The organism is Comamonas piscis, assembly GCF_014109725.1.
GTDB lineage: Bacteria > Pseudomonadota > Gammaproteobacteria > Burkholderiales > Burkholderiaceae_C > Comamonas > Comamonas piscis.
In genome coordinates, this window is the sequence record NZ_CP058554.1 from 4752139 (window position 1) to 4768547 (window position 16409).

Annotated in this window: 10 protein-coding genes; 5 read left to right on the forward strand and 5 right to left on the reverse strand. The window is 62.2% G+C overall.

Annotated elements, in window-relative coordinates:
• Window positions 1–136 precede the first annotated feature (136 nt).
• The 3 genes from HS961_RS21490 to HS961_RS21500 all read right to left on the reverse strand — a co-directional run bounded on the left by HS961_RS21490 (window position 137) and on the right by HS961_RS21500 (window position 7378).
• Window positions 137–1612: a glutamate synthase subunit beta gene (locus HS961_RS21490; protein WP_182325467.1), complete on the reverse strand. Its 1476-nt coding sequence runs from the start codon at window positions 1610–1612 to the stop codon at window positions 137–139.
• 104 nt (window positions 1613–1716) lie between these two features.
• On the reverse strand, window positions 1717–6498 hold the full coding sequence (locus tag HS961_RS21495) for a glutamate synthase-related protein (protein WP_182325468.1): 4782 nt from the start codon (window positions 6496–6498) through the stop codon (window positions 1717–1719).
• A 178-nt stretch (window positions 6499–6676) separates the two neighbouring features.
• Window positions 6677–7378 carry a transposase gene (locus tag HS961_RS21500; protein WP_182325469.1) on the reverse strand — a complete coding sequence of 234 codons (702 nt, stop codon included), beginning with the start codon at window positions 7376–7378 and terminating at the stop codon, window positions 6677–6679.
• 131 nt (window positions 7379–7509) lie between these two features.
• On the opposite strand from HS961_RS21500, the gene HS961_RS21505 reads away from it, so the two are divergent.
• Window positions 7510–9066 carry a hypothetical protein gene (locus tag HS961_RS21505; protein WP_182325470.1) on the forward strand — a complete coding sequence of 519 codons (1557 nt, stop codon included), beginning with the start codon at window positions 7510–7512 and terminating at the stop codon, window positions 9064–9066.
• Between the two features lie 80 nt (window positions 9067–9146).
• Here the strand turns inward: HS961_RS21505 and HS961_RS21510 are convergent, their stop codons facing one another.
• Together HS961_RS21510 and HS961_RS21515 are read right to left on the reverse strand one after the other, a co-directional pair.
• Window positions 9147–11249: a TonB-dependent receptor gene (locus HS961_RS21510; RefSeq protein ID WP_182325471.1), complete on the reverse strand. Its 2103-nt coding sequence runs from the start codon at window positions 11247–11249 to the stop codon at window positions 9147–9149.
• A gap of 409 nt (window positions 11250–11658) precedes the next feature.
• Complete coding sequence (locus HS961_RS21515) at window positions 11659–12480, reverse strand: IclR family transcriptional regulator domain-containing protein (RefSeq protein WP_182325472.1); 822 nt, start codon at window positions 12478–12480, stop codon at window positions 11659–11661.
• A gap of 300 nt (window positions 12481–12780) precedes the next feature.
• Here HS961_RS21515 and HS961_RS21520 point away from each other — a divergent pair, with 300 nt between their 5' ends.
• From HS961_RS21520 to pcaD, 4 genes are all read left to right on the forward strand, one after another.
• Window positions 12781–13482, forward strand: coding sequence for a 3-oxoacid CoA-transferase subunit A (locus tag HS961_RS21520; RefSeq protein ID WP_182325473.1), 702 nt, complete (start codon window positions 12781–12783; stop codon window positions 13480–13482).
• 16 nt (window positions 13483–13498) lie between these two features.
• Window positions 13499–14137 (forward strand): 3-oxoacid CoA-transferase subunit B, encoded by a 639-nt coding sequence (locus HS961_RS21525; protein ID WP_182325474.1) that lies wholly within the window; start codon window positions 13499–13501, stop codon window positions 14135–14137.
• A gap of 37 nt (window positions 14138–14174) precedes the next feature.
• Window positions 14175–15377, forward strand: coding sequence for a 3-oxoadipyl-CoA thiolase (pcaF, locus tag HS961_RS21530; protein ID WP_182325475.1), 1203 nt, complete (start codon window positions 14175–14177; stop codon window positions 15375–15377).
• 159 nt (window positions 15378–15536) lie between these two features.
• Window positions 15537–16334 (forward strand): 3-oxoadipate enol-lactonase, encoded by a 798-nt coding sequence (gene pcaD, locus HS961_RS21535; RefSeq protein ID WP_182325476.1) that lies wholly within the window; start codon window positions 15537–15539, stop codon window positions 16332–16334.
• Window positions 16335–16409: the final 75 nt, after the last annotated feature.

Genomic DNA, 16409 nt, shown 5'->3' on the forward strand with positions numbered 1-16409 from the left:
TACATATGAAAAATAGATGAAAACCCCAGGTACCCCCTGGGGGTATGCAGAATATTCGTAAGCCATTCCATCCCGGCAGGCGTAAAAAAACCGCAGCCTCGGCTGCGGTCTTGGGTGGGTTGAGCTGCTACCAGTTTTAGCGCGGCAGATCGCTCCAGCCCATCAGGAACTCATCGATGGAGCGGGCAGCCTGGCGGCCTTCGCGGATGGCCCAGACCACCAGGGACTGGCCACGGCGCATGTCGCCAGCGGCAAACACCTTGTCCACATTGGTGGCATAGCCGCCGGTGAAATCGGTGGTGGCGCGGGCATTGCCACGGGCGTCCTTGTCCACGCCAAAGGCATCCAGCACGGTGGCAACGGGGTTCACAAAGCCCATGGCCAGCAGCACCATGTCGGCAGGCCATTCCTTTTCCGTTCCCTTGACTTCGCTCAGCTTGCCGTCCTTGAACTCGACCTGGACGGTGGTGAGGCTCTTGACCTTGCCCTTGTCGCCGTTGAAGTTCTTGGTGGAGATCGCGAACTCGCGCACTGCGCCTTCTTCGTGGCTGGAGCTGGTGCGCAGCTTGATCGGCCAGTAAGGCCAAACCATGGGCTTGTTTTCCTCTTCGGGCGGCATGGGCATCACCTCGAACTGGGTGACGCTCTTGGCGCCGTGGCGGTTGCTGGTGCCCACGCAGTCGCTGCCGGTGTCGCCACCGCCGATGACGATGACATCCTTGCCATCGGCACGCAGCTGGCCCTTGATCTTGTCGCCGGCATTGATCTTGTTCTGCTGGGGCAGGAACTCCATCGCATAGTGCACGCCGTCCAGGTCGCGGCCAGGCACAGGCAGGTCACGCGATTGCTCGGAGCCACCGGTCAGCAGCACGGCGTCAAAATCGGCCTTGAGCTGCTCGGGCGAGATGGTTTCCTTGGCCCAGTTGGTGACCTTGCTGTCCTTGCCCATGCCCTCTTTGCCGGCTATCAACACGCCGGTGCGGATGGTTACGCCTTCGGCTTGTAGCTGTACGGCACGGCGGTCGATATGGACCTTGTCAAGCTTGAAGTCAGGGATGCCGTAGCGCAGCAGGCCACCGATGCGGTCGTTCTTCTCGAACAAGGTGACCGAATGGCCAGCGCGGGCCAGTTGCTGGGCCGCCGCCATGCCGGCAGGGCCGGAGCCGACCACGGCCACCTTCTTGCCCGTCTGATGCTTGGGGGGGCGCGCCTGCACCCAGCCCTCTTCCCAGGCGCGGTCGATGATGGCGTGCTCGATGGACTTGATGCCCACTGGCTCGTCGTTGATGTTCAGCACGCAGGCTGCTTCGCAAGGTGCGGGGCAGATGCGGCCGGTGAACTCGGGGAAGTTGTTGGTCGAGTCCAGCACATGAAAGGCGGCGGCCCAATCAGCGCGGTACACCAGATCGTTGAAATCCGGAATGATGTTGTTGACCGGGCAGCCGCTGTTGCAAAACGGCGTGCCGCAGTCCATGCAGCGGGCACCTTGCTGCTTGGCCTGCTGCGAGTTCAGGCCAACCACAAATTCCTTGTAGTGCTTGAGGCGGTCTTCCACGGGGGCATAGCCCTCGTCGATACGCGCAAATTCCATAAAGCCTGTGACTTTTCCCATGATCGGATCTCTTGCTTGTCTGCTGCCCGCACCGCGTTGGCGGGGGCAGCAATCGTGGTCATTAATAAGGGGCGGGGTGGCTGGCGGCAGAGCCGCCAGTGGCCTCATTTCGCGGCGGCATCCACGCTTTTCTTGGCCGAGGTCTTGGCCTTGGCCAGTTGGGACTTGGCTTCGGCTCTTGCATAAATCTCACCCAGGGCCCGCTTGTACTCGGTCGGGAACACCTTGACGAACTTGTTGCGCACCTCGTCCCAGTTGTCCAGCAGCTCGCGCGCACGCTTGCTGCCGGTCCAGCGCAGGTGGTCCGCCAGCAGGCGCTTGAGCTGGGCTTCATCGGTCTGGCCGTTGTGCCACACACCCTTGTCGATGCTGGCCTCTTGCTCGGACTGGCTCAGCACCTTGTCCATGGTCACCATGGTGGTGTTGCAGCGGCTGGCGAACTGGCCGTCTTCGTCATAGACGTAAGCCACGCCACCGCTCATGCCAGCGGCAAAGTTGCGGCCGGTCTTGCCCAGCACCAGCACGGTGCCGCCGGTCATGTATTCGCAACCGTGGTCGCCCGTGCCTTCCACCACCGCCGTGGCACCCGAGAGGCGCACCGCAAAGCGCTCACCGGCCACGCCGCTCAAGAAGGCCTCACCGGTGGTCGCACCGTACATCACGGTGTTGCCCACGATGATGTTCTTGTGCGCTTCACCCCGGAAATCCAGGCTCGGGCGCACCACCACACGGCCGCCGGACAGGCCCTTGCCGGTGTAGTCGTTCGCGTCGCCCACCAGATACAAGGTGATGCCATTGCACAGGAAGGCGCCAAACGACTGGCCGCCCGTGCCTTCGACACGGATATGGATGGTGTCGTCCGGCAGGCCTTCGGCATGCACCTTGGTCACCGCGCCCGAAAGCATGGCGCCCACGGTGCGGTTCACATTGCGCACGGTCTCCAGAATCTTGACCCGCTCGCCCTTGTCGATGGCGGGGCGCGACTTCTCGATCAGGATGTTGTCGAAGGCTTTTTCCAGACCATGGTCCTGGTTCTGGGTGTGGAACAGCGGCACATCAGCAGCCACATCGGCACGGGCCAGCAGGCGGCCAAAGTCCAGGCCCTTGGCCTTCCAGTGGGTGATGCCGTCCTTCATGTCCAGCAGATCGGCACGACCCACCAGGTCGTCGAACTTGGAGATACCCAGTTGGGCCATGATCTGGCGGGCTTCTTCAGCGATGAAGAAGAAGAAGTTCACGACATGCTCGGGCTTGCCGCTGAATTTCTTGCGCAGCTCGGGGTCTTGCGTGGCTACGCCCACCGGGCAGGTGTTGAGGTGGCATTTGCGCATCATGATGCAGCCCTCAACCACCAGTGGAGCGGTGGCAAAGCCAAACTCGTCAGCACCCAGCAGCGCGCCAATCACGACGTCGCGGCCGGTCTTCATCTGGCCATCGGCCTGCACGCGGATGCGGTTGCGCAGGCCGTTGAGCACCAGGGTCTGCTGGGTTTCGGCCAGGCCGATTTCCCAGGGCGATCCGGCATGCTTGATCGACGACCAAGGCGATGCACCCGTGCCGCCATCGTGGCCGGCGATCACCACATGGTCGGCCTTGCACTTGGCAACGCCAGCGGCAATCGTGCCCACACCCACTTCGGACACCAGCTTGACGCTGATGGTCGAGTGCGTGGCGACGTTCTTCAGGTCGTGGATCAGCTGGGCCAAGTCCTCGATCGAGTAGATGTCGTGGTGCGGCGGGGGCGAGATCAAACCCACACCCGGCACCGAGTAGCGCTGCTTGCCAATGTACTCGGTGACCTTGCCGCCAGGCAGCTGGCCACCTTCGCCCGGCTTGGCGCCCTGGGCCATCTTGATCTGGATCTGGTCGGCAGAGGCCAGGTACTCGGCCGTCACCCCAAAGCGGCCCGATGCCACTTGCTTGATGCGCGAGCGCAGGCTGTCGCCCTCTTGCAGCACGTAGTCAGATTCGATCTGGTCCTTGCCGATGATCGAGGCCAGCGATTCGCCCTGCTTGATGGGGATGCCCTTGAGCTCGTTGCGGTAACGGGCGGGGTCTTCGCCGCCTTCGCCGGTGTTGCTCTTGCCGCCAATGCGGTTCATCGCCACGGCCAGGGTCACGTGGGCTTCGGTGCTGATGGAGCCCAGCGACATGGCGCCCGTGGCAAAGCGCTTGACAATGTCAGCAGCCGACTCGACCTGCTCGACCGGGATGGCCTTGGCAGGGTCGAGCTTGAACTCGAACAGGCCGCGCAAGGTCATATGGCGCTTGCTCTGGTCGTTGATCAGCTGCGCATATTCCTTGTAGGTGTTGAAGCTGTTGGCGCGGGTCGAATGCTGCAGCTTGGCAATCGCATCGGGGCTCCACATATGCTCTTCACCCCGGGCACGCCAGGCGTATTCTCCGCCGGTGTCCAGCATGGTGGCCAGCACGGGATCGTTGCCAAAGGCAGCCTTGTGGCGGCGGATGGCCTCTTCACCAATCTCGAACACGCCCAGGCCCTGCACGCGGCTGGAGGTGCCGGTGAAGTACTTGTCGATGGTCTCGCTGTTGATGCCCACGGCCTCGAACAGCTGCGCACCGCAGTAGGACATGTAGGTGGACACACCCATCTTCGACATGATCTTGGACAGACCCTTGCCGATGGCCTTGATGTAGTTATAAATCGCCTTGTCTGCCGACAGATCACCGGGCAGGTGCTCGTGGATCGAGGTGATGGTTTCCAGCGCCAGGTAGGGGTGGACGGCTTCTGCGCCATAGCCGGCGAGCACGCCGAAATGGTGTACTTCGCGGGCGGTGCCCGTCTCCACCACCAGACCGCAGGCCGTGCGCAGGCCTTCGCGGATCAGGTGCTGGTGGATGGCGGACAGCGCCAGCAGCGCCTGGATCGCCACGCGGTCCTTGCTGACGCCTTTGTCGCTGATGATCAGGATGTTGTTGCCGGTCTTGATGGCGTCAACCGCTTGTGCGCACAGCGATGCCAGGCGCGCTTCGACGCCTTCACTGCCCCATTCCAGCGGGTAGGTGATGTCAAGCACGGCCGAGCTGAACTTGCCTGCAGTGTGCGAACGGATGTTGCGCAGCTTCACCATGTTGGCGAAATCCAGCACCGGCTGGGTCACTTCCAGGCGCAGCGGTGGGTTGACCTGGTTGATGTCCAGCAGGTTGGGCTTGGGGCCGATGAAGGACACCAGGCTCATCACAATCGCTTCACGGATCGGATCGATCGGCGGGTTGGTCACCTGCGCGAACATCTGGCGGAAGTAGTTGTACAGCGGCTTGTTCTTGTCCGACAGCACGGCCAGCGGGCTGTCATTGCCCATCGAACCAATGCCCTCTTCGCCATTGGCGGCCATCGGGCTCATCAGGAACTTGATGTCTTCCTGGGTGTAGCCAAAGGCCTGTTGCAGGTCCAGCAGCTCAGGCGACTTTTGCTCATCGGCAATGGCGCCAAACTCTTGCGAGGCCTTGGCCTGCTGGTCCACCTGCGATTCGCCGGCCACGGGGGTGACGACATCGTCCAGGCGGATGCGCAGGTCTTCGATCCAGCGCATATAGGGCTTGGCATTGGTCAGCGAGGACTTGACTTCCTCATCGTCAATCAGACGGCCCTGGTCCAGATCGATCAGGAACATCTTGCCGGGCTGCAGGCGCCACTTGCGCACAATCTTGTGCTCAGGCACGGGCAGCACGCCGGATTCGGAACCCATGATGACGAAATCATCGTCGGTCACGCAGTAACGCGCGGGGCGCAGGCCATTGCGGTCCAGGGTGGCGCCAATTTGGCGGCCATCGGTGAACACGATCGACGCCGGGCCATCCCAGGGCTCGATCATCGCGGCATGGTATTCGTAGAAAGCGCGGCGGCGCGAATCCATCGTGGCGTGCTGCTCCCATGGCTCTGGAATCATCATCATCACGGCCTGGGCCAGCGGGTAGCCCGCCATGGTCAGCAGTTCCAGGCAGTTGTCGAAGGTGGCCGTGTCGGACTGGTGCGCAAAGCTGATCGGGTAGAGCTTGGGCAGGTCGTTGCCCAGCACGGGCGAGCTCATCACGCCTTCGCGGGCGCGCATCCAGTTGTAGTTGCCCTTGACCGTGTTGATTTCACCGTTGTGCGCCACATAGCGGTAAGGGTGGGCCAGCGGCCACTCGGGGAAGGTGTTGGTCGAGAAGCGCTGGTGCACCAGGCCCAGTGCCGAGACGCAGCGCTCGTCCTCCAGATCACGGAAATAGGTACCCACCTGGTCAGCCAACAGCAGACCCTTGTAGATGACGGTGCGGCTGCTCATGCTGGGCACGTAGTACTCTTTGCTGTACTTGAGCTGCAGGTTCTGGATGGCTGCGCTTGCCGTCTTGCGGATCACATACAGCTTGCGCTCCAGCGCATCCTGCACGATCACATCGGCGCCACGGCCAATGAACACTTGGCGGATGATCGGCTCTTTCTCGCGCACCGTGGGGGACATCGGCATCTCGCGGTTCACCGGCACATCGCGCCAGCCCAGCAGCACCTGGCCTTCGGCCTTGATGGCGCGCTCCAGCTCTTCCTCGCAGGCCAGACGCGATGCATGTTCCTTGGGGAGGAACACCATCCCCACGCCGTATTCGCCAAATGGCGGCAGCTTGACGCCCTGGGCCGCCATCTCATCGCGGTACAGCGCATCGGGCAGCTGGATCAGGATCCCCGCGCCATCGCCCATCAGCTTGTCCGCCCCCACCGCACCCCGGTGGTCCAGGTTCTCCAGAATCTTCAGCGCCTGGGTGACGATGGCATGGCTCTTCTGGCCTTTGATGTGAGCCACAAAACCGACGCCGCAGGCATCGTGTTCCAGAGTCGGGTCATACAGACCCTGAGCTTGCATCTGCTCGCGTGCGGTAGCCGACATGGCGCAATCCTTCAAATAATCTATCGCGGGAAGGTCAATGTAGAGCAGCTGGCAATACCCGAGCAAGCATTTTATTTAGGGTCAGATACCAATTAATTTCAAATGATTTTTCTCAACAATTAATTAGGGTCATATTTAAAATGGCAAAATTATCGTTGATTTATATGAAATTTTTAAATCATTCGTCGGATGGAAGTGTCAGACGCGGGCGGCCTGCACTCTTTTTGTGCAGCCTACGCACCGTTTTGGACTGCAAGGATTGCACAAAGTCCTCACTGCCCATCGCCCAGCCGCCTTGTACGGCATCAGTCAACGCCAAAGACTCGCGCTGCGAGAGGCCATAAGCCAGCATCTGTGCATAGCTCGCCTCTCGAGCAAAGGGGGTATTGCCCAAGGCCCAGAAAGCCGCCGGATCGCGCAACCACGGCATGGGTTTTGCACCTAAATGGTGCGCGCAGCTGGACCAAGGGTAGTCCTCCGCCTTCGCAACCAGGCCTGCGCGCTGCGGGTTGGAATCGATATAGATGATGCATTGCAGCAACGGCTCGGCCGGCTCGAGCACCGTCGAGCGGTAGCGCCCTTCCCACAAAGTGCCGCTGCGGCCGTGCCGGGCATTGAAATAACGCACATAGGCCCGGCCCAGCGCCTGCATCAGCAACGGCAGGCCCTGCTCGGTCTGCGGTGTTATCAGCAGGTGAAAGTGGTTGGGCATCAGCACAAAGGCATGCACTGCCACCAGATGGGTCTGCGCCAGCTGGCGCAGCAAATTGCTGAACTGCTGGAAATCCTCGTCATCGACAAAAACCGTCTGCCGGTTGTTGCCCCGGTGCAGCACATGGTGCGGCATGTCAGGAAGGCTGAGTCGGGGAAGGCGGGCCATGGGCGTAATGGGCGAGGACAGCGGGTGGAGAGGCGGCACCATTATCAACGCTTCCCTGACAGCTAGCTTGCACGCCTATTCGTTATGATCCAACTGGCTAATAAGACAATAACCTGGGAGATTGAATAACCATGCGCTTATCTTCTTTGATGGTGGCAGGCCTGCTGGCCTTTAGCGCTAGCAGCTGGGCCGCACGCGATTTCACACCCCAAGCGGGCACCTGGATCGTCAGCAGCGAAATCGATGGCAAGCCCGGCCGTGGCCTGGCCATCGATGTGCAAGGCAACACCTTTTTCATGCAGGTGTTTGGCTATGAGAAAAATGGCGATGCCACCTTCTATACCGCCACCGGGCAGTTGGACGGCAACAGCATCACCGCCCCGCTCGTCCGTTACACCGGTGGGCGCAGCTTTGGCAGCGAAGCGCGTGATGGCGTGGAAGACAGCTCGCCCGGTGATGTGACCGTGTCCTTCAGCAATGGTTTGAAGGGAACGGTGCAGTTTCCGGGCGAAGCACCAGTGGCTATGGAGCGCTTTGCGATTAAGGAGCTGACGCCAAGCCTCAGCAACCCGCTGGCACAGGTGGGCCTGCGCGGCTTGCATCTGCTTATCTTGGATGAGAATCAGCAGCTCAAGACATACCGGTGGGCCATGCTCCAGCGCAATGCGCAAGATCTTCCAGAACTGGTGGAGCGGATAGATGAGAAGGGTGTTGATAGTACAGTGCCCTGCACGCTGGATGCCGAGCAGGGTGAATTCCTGTGCCAGTCCACGGACAGCAACAGCGACATTGCAAGCCTGCGTTTTCAAATCGTGGGCGGTCAGATTGCAGGCCATGCCACGATGAAAAATGCGCCAGAGCTGCAGCTGCCGCTGATTGGGCAAAGTGAAACGGCCATGAACCACGTCAATGGCGAGCGGCAGCAGCAAAACTATTGGGAGTATTCGATTCCAGGCGCGTACACCCTAGGCCCACCCCCGACTGCTACCCACCAGTGGATGCCGGTCAATGGCACCTGGATTGTGCAAGATGAGCTGACCGGCAAGCCAGGACGCGGGCTGGCGCTGGATGTACAAAATTCGACGATGGTGCTGCAGGTCTTTAACTATGGCGCCAATGGCCAGCCCACGTTCCATATGGGCAGCGGCAGCTATGGCAGTACCGGGGTGAATACGCTGGCCTCGCGCGCCGAGTTTGCATTGAGCCAGTACGCCGGCGGGCGCAGCCTGGGCGGTGCCGCTCAATCGGCGCAGATGGTGGCCAATGCAGGTTCGGTACGCATTGAGCTAGCGCTGAACCGTGAACAGCAAACACCCCATGTGTCGCAGAAGGGCACAGTGGCATTCCCTGGAGAGGAACCCAGGGCTATTGTGCGCATGCGACTGGATAGCCAGACTTCCCTCGCTGACAAGCTGTTTGGCGAATGGTACTGGCCGATCCAGCGCACCCATCTGGTGTTCAACCAGGAAAGCAACGGCGTAGTGATTTCTTCCGATGGCTCGGTGAGCTGCGAGCAAAAGTATCCGGCCCGCCCCGATTTCGTGTCCTGCACCAAGGCCGGCCCACCTCCCAACGAGTTGTCAACCAACAACTTTGGATTCTCGCTGCCCCTGCTGAACCAGGGCAGCAACTGGATCCAGATCCGCGACCGTTTCGGCAACCTGCAAGGCCTGGGCAATATCGACTAAGCCTCTTACGGCAGCACCCACAACGACAAAAGGCCATCCGCCCCAGGGCAGATGGCCTTTCTCTATCTCAGCCTTGCAGCTTAGAAGCGATAACGCGCCACCAGTTGCACCGAGCGCGGTGCGCCCGGCAGGTTCAGGTTGGGCGAGGAGCCGTGGCCGGCCACGATGTAGCGCTTGTCCAGAAGGTTGTTGAGCTTGAGCTGCAGGTCCACGTTGTTCAGGCGGTAGTAGGCCATGGCATCCAGGGTGACGTAGCCCGGCAGCACAACGGTATTGCCTGGGTTGGCAAAACGCGCGCCAACATAGTTGATGCCGCCACCGGCGCCAAAGCCATGGCCCAGGGCCTTGGTCACCCAGATATTGGCGCTGTGCTTAGGCGTCAAGGTCGCGCGCTTGCCTTCTACGGCCTGGCCGGCATCCACCGCTGGCGACGAGGTCATCTCGCTCAGCAGGTAGGCATAGCCCGACCAGATCTGCCAGCCCTGGGACAGGTCACCGGCAAAGCTCAGCTCCAGGCCTCGGGTGCGCTGCACGCCCAGTGGCACCAGGGTGTTGCTGAGGGGGTCCACGGCCTTGATATTGGTGCGCTCGATCTCGAACAGCGCGGCATTGGCGCTGGCCTTACCGTCCAACACATCCCACTTCACACCCACCTCACGGCTGCTGGTTTTCTCCGGCGCCAGCTGGGCATTGTTGGCCGCCAGCGCAAAGGTCTCGCCCGAGGGCTGGAAGGACTTGCTGAACGACACGTAGTACGACAGCGCATTGCTGGGCTGGTAGACCAGGCCAACGCGCGGGCTCCAGGCCACATCGGTGCGGCCCAGGTTGGTGCTGCCGGGTGTGTAGTTGTCGGTTTCCTGGCGGAAGCGGTCATAGCGCACGCCGGCCAGCAGCTTCCATTCCGGGGCCAGGGTCACCATGTCCTGCACATAGGCGCTGGCCACGCTGAAGACGCTGTCGTTGTTGGCCGAAGGTGCAGCGGTCAGCACTGGCGACACAACAGGCAGCACCGGGTTGAACAACGATACCGTGCCGACATTGTTCTGGTTAATGCTCAGCAGCCCCTTGTTTTGCCGGCCCAGCTCCAGCCCGTACAGCACCTGGTGCTGCATGCCCGCCAGGTCCAGCTTCTGCGTCAGCTCCAGCTGGTTGAAAAAGCCATGCTCGTCACGCTCCAGATGGCCACGATTGAGGGTCGCCGTCTGCGCTTTCTCGTTGACCGAGCCGACCAGGGTGTTGCTGCGGTCCAGCGTGTAGTCGTAGTAGCGCAGCACATTGCGCAGGCTCAGGCTGTCGTTGAAGCGGTGGCTCAAGGTGGCCGAGGCCGAGTACACCTCCGAGGTGCTCACATCGGTATCGCGCGCATTGGCCGCACCGTAGTAGGTACGGGGCGACACATTGACCGGGCGGCCTTGGAAGGCGGGAATGCCGAAGTCGGTCAGGCGGCTGTCTTTCAGGTAGTCGGCCTGCAGCAGCAACTGCGTGTCCGCGCTGAACTTGAACTGCACCGAGCCGGCCAGCGCCTTGCGGTCCAGAAACTGCTGGTCGCGGTAGCTGTCGGCGCGCTCGATGGCGCCGGTCAGGCGGTAGGAGACGATGCTGTCCTGCGGCGCACGTGCCAGGTCAAACTCGCCCCGGCGCTGGTTCCAGCTGCCGAGGGTCAGGCCCACTTCGCTACGGTCAATGCCGGGCTTCTTGGTGATGCGGTTGATCAAACCCCCCGACGAGCCCCGGCCATACAGCACCGATGCCGGGCCCTTGAGCACTTCGACCTGCTCGACATTGGACAGGTCGCGGAAGTACAGCGCGTCATCGCGCACGCCATCGACAAACTGGTCGGCGATCGCCGAGAAGCCCCGGATCGTCACCTGGTCGCGCTGGCCATCGCCATGCGACAGGCCAATGCCGGGCACGGCCTTCAGCACGTCCTGCATCGACTGCACCGCCTGGTCTCGCATCAGCTGCTGGGGCACCACGTTCACGGTTTGAGGAATATCGCGCAAAGGCGCTTCGATCTTAGTGGCGCTTTTGGCCGTGGGCGCTGCATAGCCCACGTCCGCTGCGGTATCGGCCTGCACGCGTACTTCCTGCAAGGTTGTCTCAGCCGGCGCTTGCTGCGCCGCTGCATAGCCCGCGCACAGCAGCGCCACTGCTGCCACCACGGGTTGGGTTTTGAAAGCCATTCCTGTTCCTTTTATCGCTTTGGTATGTATTCGGTTTGGCTGTACCGCAGGGGGGAGTCCGCAGGTGGGTTGGCTACGACCGGGAAAAAGCTCGCACATCTTAAAGAACAAAATAGTTCTCATTTACATATCTTTAAGAAAGCGATACAAGGAGGCGACAAAGCCACAGAAGGCGGTTTCTGAAGGCTTGTTCAGCTTGTCTTAAGAAAAGCCTGAATCGCAGCGCCTGTGCAGGCTGCGCCCCATCGCAGTCCAGCAAGGCATGGCGATAGGCGGTGGAATCCCAGCCACAGGCAAGGGCTACCGGGGCACGGCATGGCATGCCCAGCCCTGCGCACTTGGCGCATGGAAGCCATGAAGAGGAAATAAGGACCGAGCCAGGCGCGCAGCTGCGCCCAGCGCCCGGCGATCAGCGTGGTGTCAGCTTGCTGCCGATCGCCCGCCCCGCCTGGTAGCCCATCAGGCCCGAGACACGCCCAGCCGCCTGCAGCAACTGGGGCAGCAGCTCGCCCTGCATGACGTCCGGCGTGGTGCGGTTGGCCTGGCCGCTGATGTTCATCGCCGCAACGACCTGGCCGCTGGCATTGCGGATGGGGGCTGCTATGGAGGTGAGGCCCTCTTCCAGCTCCTGGTTCAGCATGCACCAGCCCTGGGCGCGTACCTGGGCCAGCTCAGTCAGCAGCTGCGCATCGTCCTGCAGTGTGAAGCGGGTGAACAAAGTGCGGTCGCGGCTATCGAGCAATGCCTGCAACTCCTGCGGGGGAAGCTCGGCCAGCAGTACCCGGCCCAGCGAGGTCCAAAAGCTCGGCAAACGCGAGCCGATGCCCAGGTTGGTGCTCATGATCTTGTGGGTGTGTACCCGCAAAACATAGACAACATCCTGGCCATCCAGTACCGCGATCGAGCAGGACTCGTGCGTCTGCTCCACCAGCGCATCCATCACCGGCTGGGCCAGGTTCCAGACCGGCATCGACGACAAATAGGCAAAGCCCAGATCCAGTATGCGCGGCGTGAGCGCAAACAAGCGGCCCTCCACACGCACATATCCCAAGGTCTGCAAGGTCAGCAAAATGCGCCGCGCGCCCGCTCGCGTCATCCCCGTGGCCTCGGCCACTTCCGTCAAGGTCTGGCGGGGCGCTGCCGCGCCAAAGCTGCGGATGACCTCCAGCCCGCGCGCAAAGGACTGCACATAGCTGTCGCTGGGGCGGAGGGTCGGGTCTTCTTCTTTCATAGGCCGCAATCTTGGTCGTTGGCGTGGAGCGGGTCCCTGGCAATACAAAAGCAAATCGCAGGGACATCGGGTAGCGGATTATCGGGCAGTCTATAATTCTTTTAGCGAACTAATGTTCTATATACGAACATTTTTACTAAGAGCCTCACCAAGGGCCGCTGATTCCTCTGATGTAGCGCCAGCCTGCGAGTCGGCACTGCATTTGTCGCACGCGGTACAGGCACTGCTCCAGCGCAGCGCGACCATGCCGCAGCGGGATCAGCAGCCTGTTGCGACCCGTGTTCAGAACCAGGAGACAAGATGATCAACAAGATTTCGGACTCGATTGCCGAGTCCCTCAGCCGCGTCCAGGATGGCTCGACCGTGCTCATCGGCGGCTTTGGCACCGCCGGCATCCCAGCGGCCCTGATTGACGGCCTGATCGCGCAGGGTGCGCGCGACCTCACGGTGGTCAACAACAATGCCGGCAATGGCGACACGGGCCTGGCAGCCCTGCTCAAGACCGGCGCTGTGCGCAAAATCATTTGCAGCTTTCCGCGCCAGGTCGACAGCTATGTGTTTGACGAGCTCTACCGCAGCGGCAAGATCGAGCTCGAAGTGGTGCCCCAAGGCAACCTGGCCGAGCGCATGCGGGCTGCTGGTGCCGGCATTGGCGCCTTCTTCTGCCCCACCGCTTACGGCACCGAGCTGGCAGCAGGCAAGGAAACCCGCGAGATCAATGGCAAGCACTATGTGCTGGAGTACCCCATCTATGGCGATGTGGCGCTGATCAAGGCCGAGCAAGGCGACCGCTGGGGCAACCTGACCTACCGCAAGGCAGCACGCAACTTTGGCCCGGTGATGGCCACCGCTGCGAAGTACACCATTGCCACCGTGCATGAGATCGTGGAGCTGGGCCAGCTCGACCCCGAGGCCGTGGTCACCCCGGGCATCTATGTCAACCAGGTCATCCAGATCGAGCGCGTTGCCACGCAAGCCGGTGGCTTCAAAAAAGCAGCCTGAAGCAGGAGACAAGACCATGAGCTACCAAAAACGCACCAAAGACGAAGTCGCCGCCCGCGTGGCGCAAGACATCCATGACGGCGCCTACGTGAACCTGGGCATTGGCCAGCCGACGGCTGTGGCCAACCACATCCCCAAGGACCGCGAAGTCATCCTGCAGTCGGAAAACGGCATCCTGGGCATGGGCCCGGCGCCCGCCGCTGGCGAGGAAGACTATGACCTCACCAACGCCGGCAAGCAGCCCGTCAGCTTGCTGGCAGGCGGCAGCTTTTTCCACCATGCCGACAGCTTTGCGATGATGCGCGGTGGTCACCTGGACATCTGCGTGCTCGGCGCTTTCCAGGTGGCAGAGAACGGCGACCTGGCCAACTGGAGCACCGGCGAGGCCGGCGCCATTCCTGCCGTGGGCGGCGCGATGGATCTGGCCATTGGTGCCAAGCAGACCTGGGTGATGATGGACCTGCTGACCAAGCAGGGCGAGAGCAAGATCGTCAATCAATGCAGCTATCCGCTGACCGGCATTGGCTGCGTCAAGCGCATCTACACCGATGTGGCGACCATTGAGGTGACCGACCAGGGCCTCAAGCTGATCGACACCGTGGCAGGTCTGGACAAGGCCGAACTCGAAAAAATGATTGGCCTGGCCCTGCTGTAAGCGCAGCGCCGATCTGTATTCATCCAAGGAGACCAAGATGACCAACGCCTATATCTGCGACGCCGTGCGCACCCCCTTTGGCCGCTACGGCGGCGCGCTTGCTGGTGTGCGCACCGATGACCTGGGCGCCGTGCCCATCAAGGCGCTGATGGAGCGCAACCCCGGTGTGGACTGGACGGCCTTGACCGATGTGATCTACGGCTGCGCCAACCAAGCCGGTGAAGACAATCGCAATGTGGCCCGCATGTCCAGCCTGCTGGCCGGTTTGCCCATCGATGTGCCCGGCGCCACCATCAACCGCCTCTGCGGCTCGGGCCTGGATGCGGTGGGCACCGCCGCCCGCGCCATCAAGTCGGGTGAAGCGCGCCTGATGATTGCCGGTGGTGTGGAATCGATGAGCCGCGCACCCTTTGTGATGCCCAAGGCCGAGTCTGCGTTCAGCCGCAACAATGCCGTCTACGACACCACCATTGGCTGGCGCTTTGTCAACAAGCAGATGAAGGCGCTGTACGGCGTGGACTCCATGCCCGAGACGGCGGAGAACGTGGCCGACGACTTCAAGATCGAGCGCGATGCCCAGGACCGCATGGCCTTGGCCTCGCAGCAAAAGGCCGCAGCGGCCATCGCGGCCGGCCACCTGGCCCGCGAGATCGTGGCGGTGACCATTCCGCAGAAAAAGGGTGATGCGCTGGTGATCAGCCAGGACGAGCACCCCCGCGCGACCACGATTGAAGCGCTGGCCAAGCTCAAGGGCGTGGTGCGCGAAGGCGGCACCGTGACGGCCGGCAATGCTTCGGGCGTGAACGACGGCGCCTGCGCCTTGCTGCTGGCCAATGAAGAAGCCGCCCAGCAATACGGCCTGACCCCACGCGCCCGTGTGGTGGCCATGGCGACTGCCGGCGTGGCGCCGCGCATCATGGGCTTTGGCCCGGCGCCTGCCGTGCGCAAGGTGCTGACGCTGGCCGGCCTGACTTTGGCCGATATGGATGTCATCGAGCTGAACGAAGCCTTTGCCGCCCAAGGCCTGGCCGTGCTGCGCGATCTGGGCATTGCGGACGACGACCAGCGCGTCAACCAATGGGGCGGCGCGATTGCGCTGGGTCACCCGCTGGGCGCATCGGGCGCACGCCTCGCCACCACCGCCGTCAACCAGCTGCATGCACTGGGTGGCCGCTACGCGCTGTGCACCATGTGCATCGGCGTGGGCCAGGGCATTGCCGTGATCCTCGAAAAAGTCTGACACCCACTGCGGCGGCAAGCGCGGGCCTGCAAAGGCCGCGCCTTGCCCCGCATCTCCCGACACCCTCCCCCCCAAAAACACCAGTGCTGCTGCCTCGGCCACCTTGGCGCAGCCACGCCCGCGCAGCGATGCAGGGGCAATTTTGAAGGACAGAACGCCATGGCAACACAACAAATCACGACAGCGACCGGCCGTTTCAACATCGATCTGCAAGGCCCGGAAGGCGCGCCAGTGCTGGTTTTCTCCAACTCGCTGGGCACCACCTTGGACATGTGGGATGCCCAGGCACGCACCTTCAGCAGCCAGTACCGCGTGCTGCGCTATGACACCCGGGGCCACGGCGCCAGCGTGCTGACCCCTGGCCCCTACCAGTTCGCGCAACTGGGCGGCGATGTGCTGGCCATTCTGGACAGTCTGGGCATCGACCAGGCCCATTTCTGCGGTATCTCGATGGGCGGCCTCACGGGCCTGTGGCTGGGCGTGCATGCCGGCGCACGCATGCGCAGCATCACGGTAGCCAACAGCGCCGCCAAGATTGGCGCCGAAGCCGGCTGGCGCGACCGTGCCGCGCTGGTGCGTGCCAATGGCGCTGCGGCCATGCAAGCCCTGGCCGATTCATCGCCCAGCCGCTGGTTCACCGAAGGCTTTATCGCCAGCCAACCGCAGGTGGTGCAGACCGCACAGGCCTGGATTGCCGGCATTGCCCCTGAAGGCTATGCCAGCTGCTGCGAGGCCCTGGCCGTGGAAGACTTGCGTGCCGACATCGCCCGCATCCAGACCCCTACTTTGCTGATTGGCGGCAGTGCCGACCCTGTTACCACGGTGGCCGATGCCGAGGCCATGCATGCCGTCATTGCCGGTTCGGAGCTGGCGACGGTGCCGGCCTCGCACCTGTCCAATCTCGAAGTGCCCCAGGCCTTTGACCTGGCACTGGGCAGCTTTTTGCAAAAACACTGAGGCAACCGCCTCCAACCATGCAGACGGGTACCAAGAACAACAACCGCCCGCTGCAGCCCTTCCTCAACCAAGGAG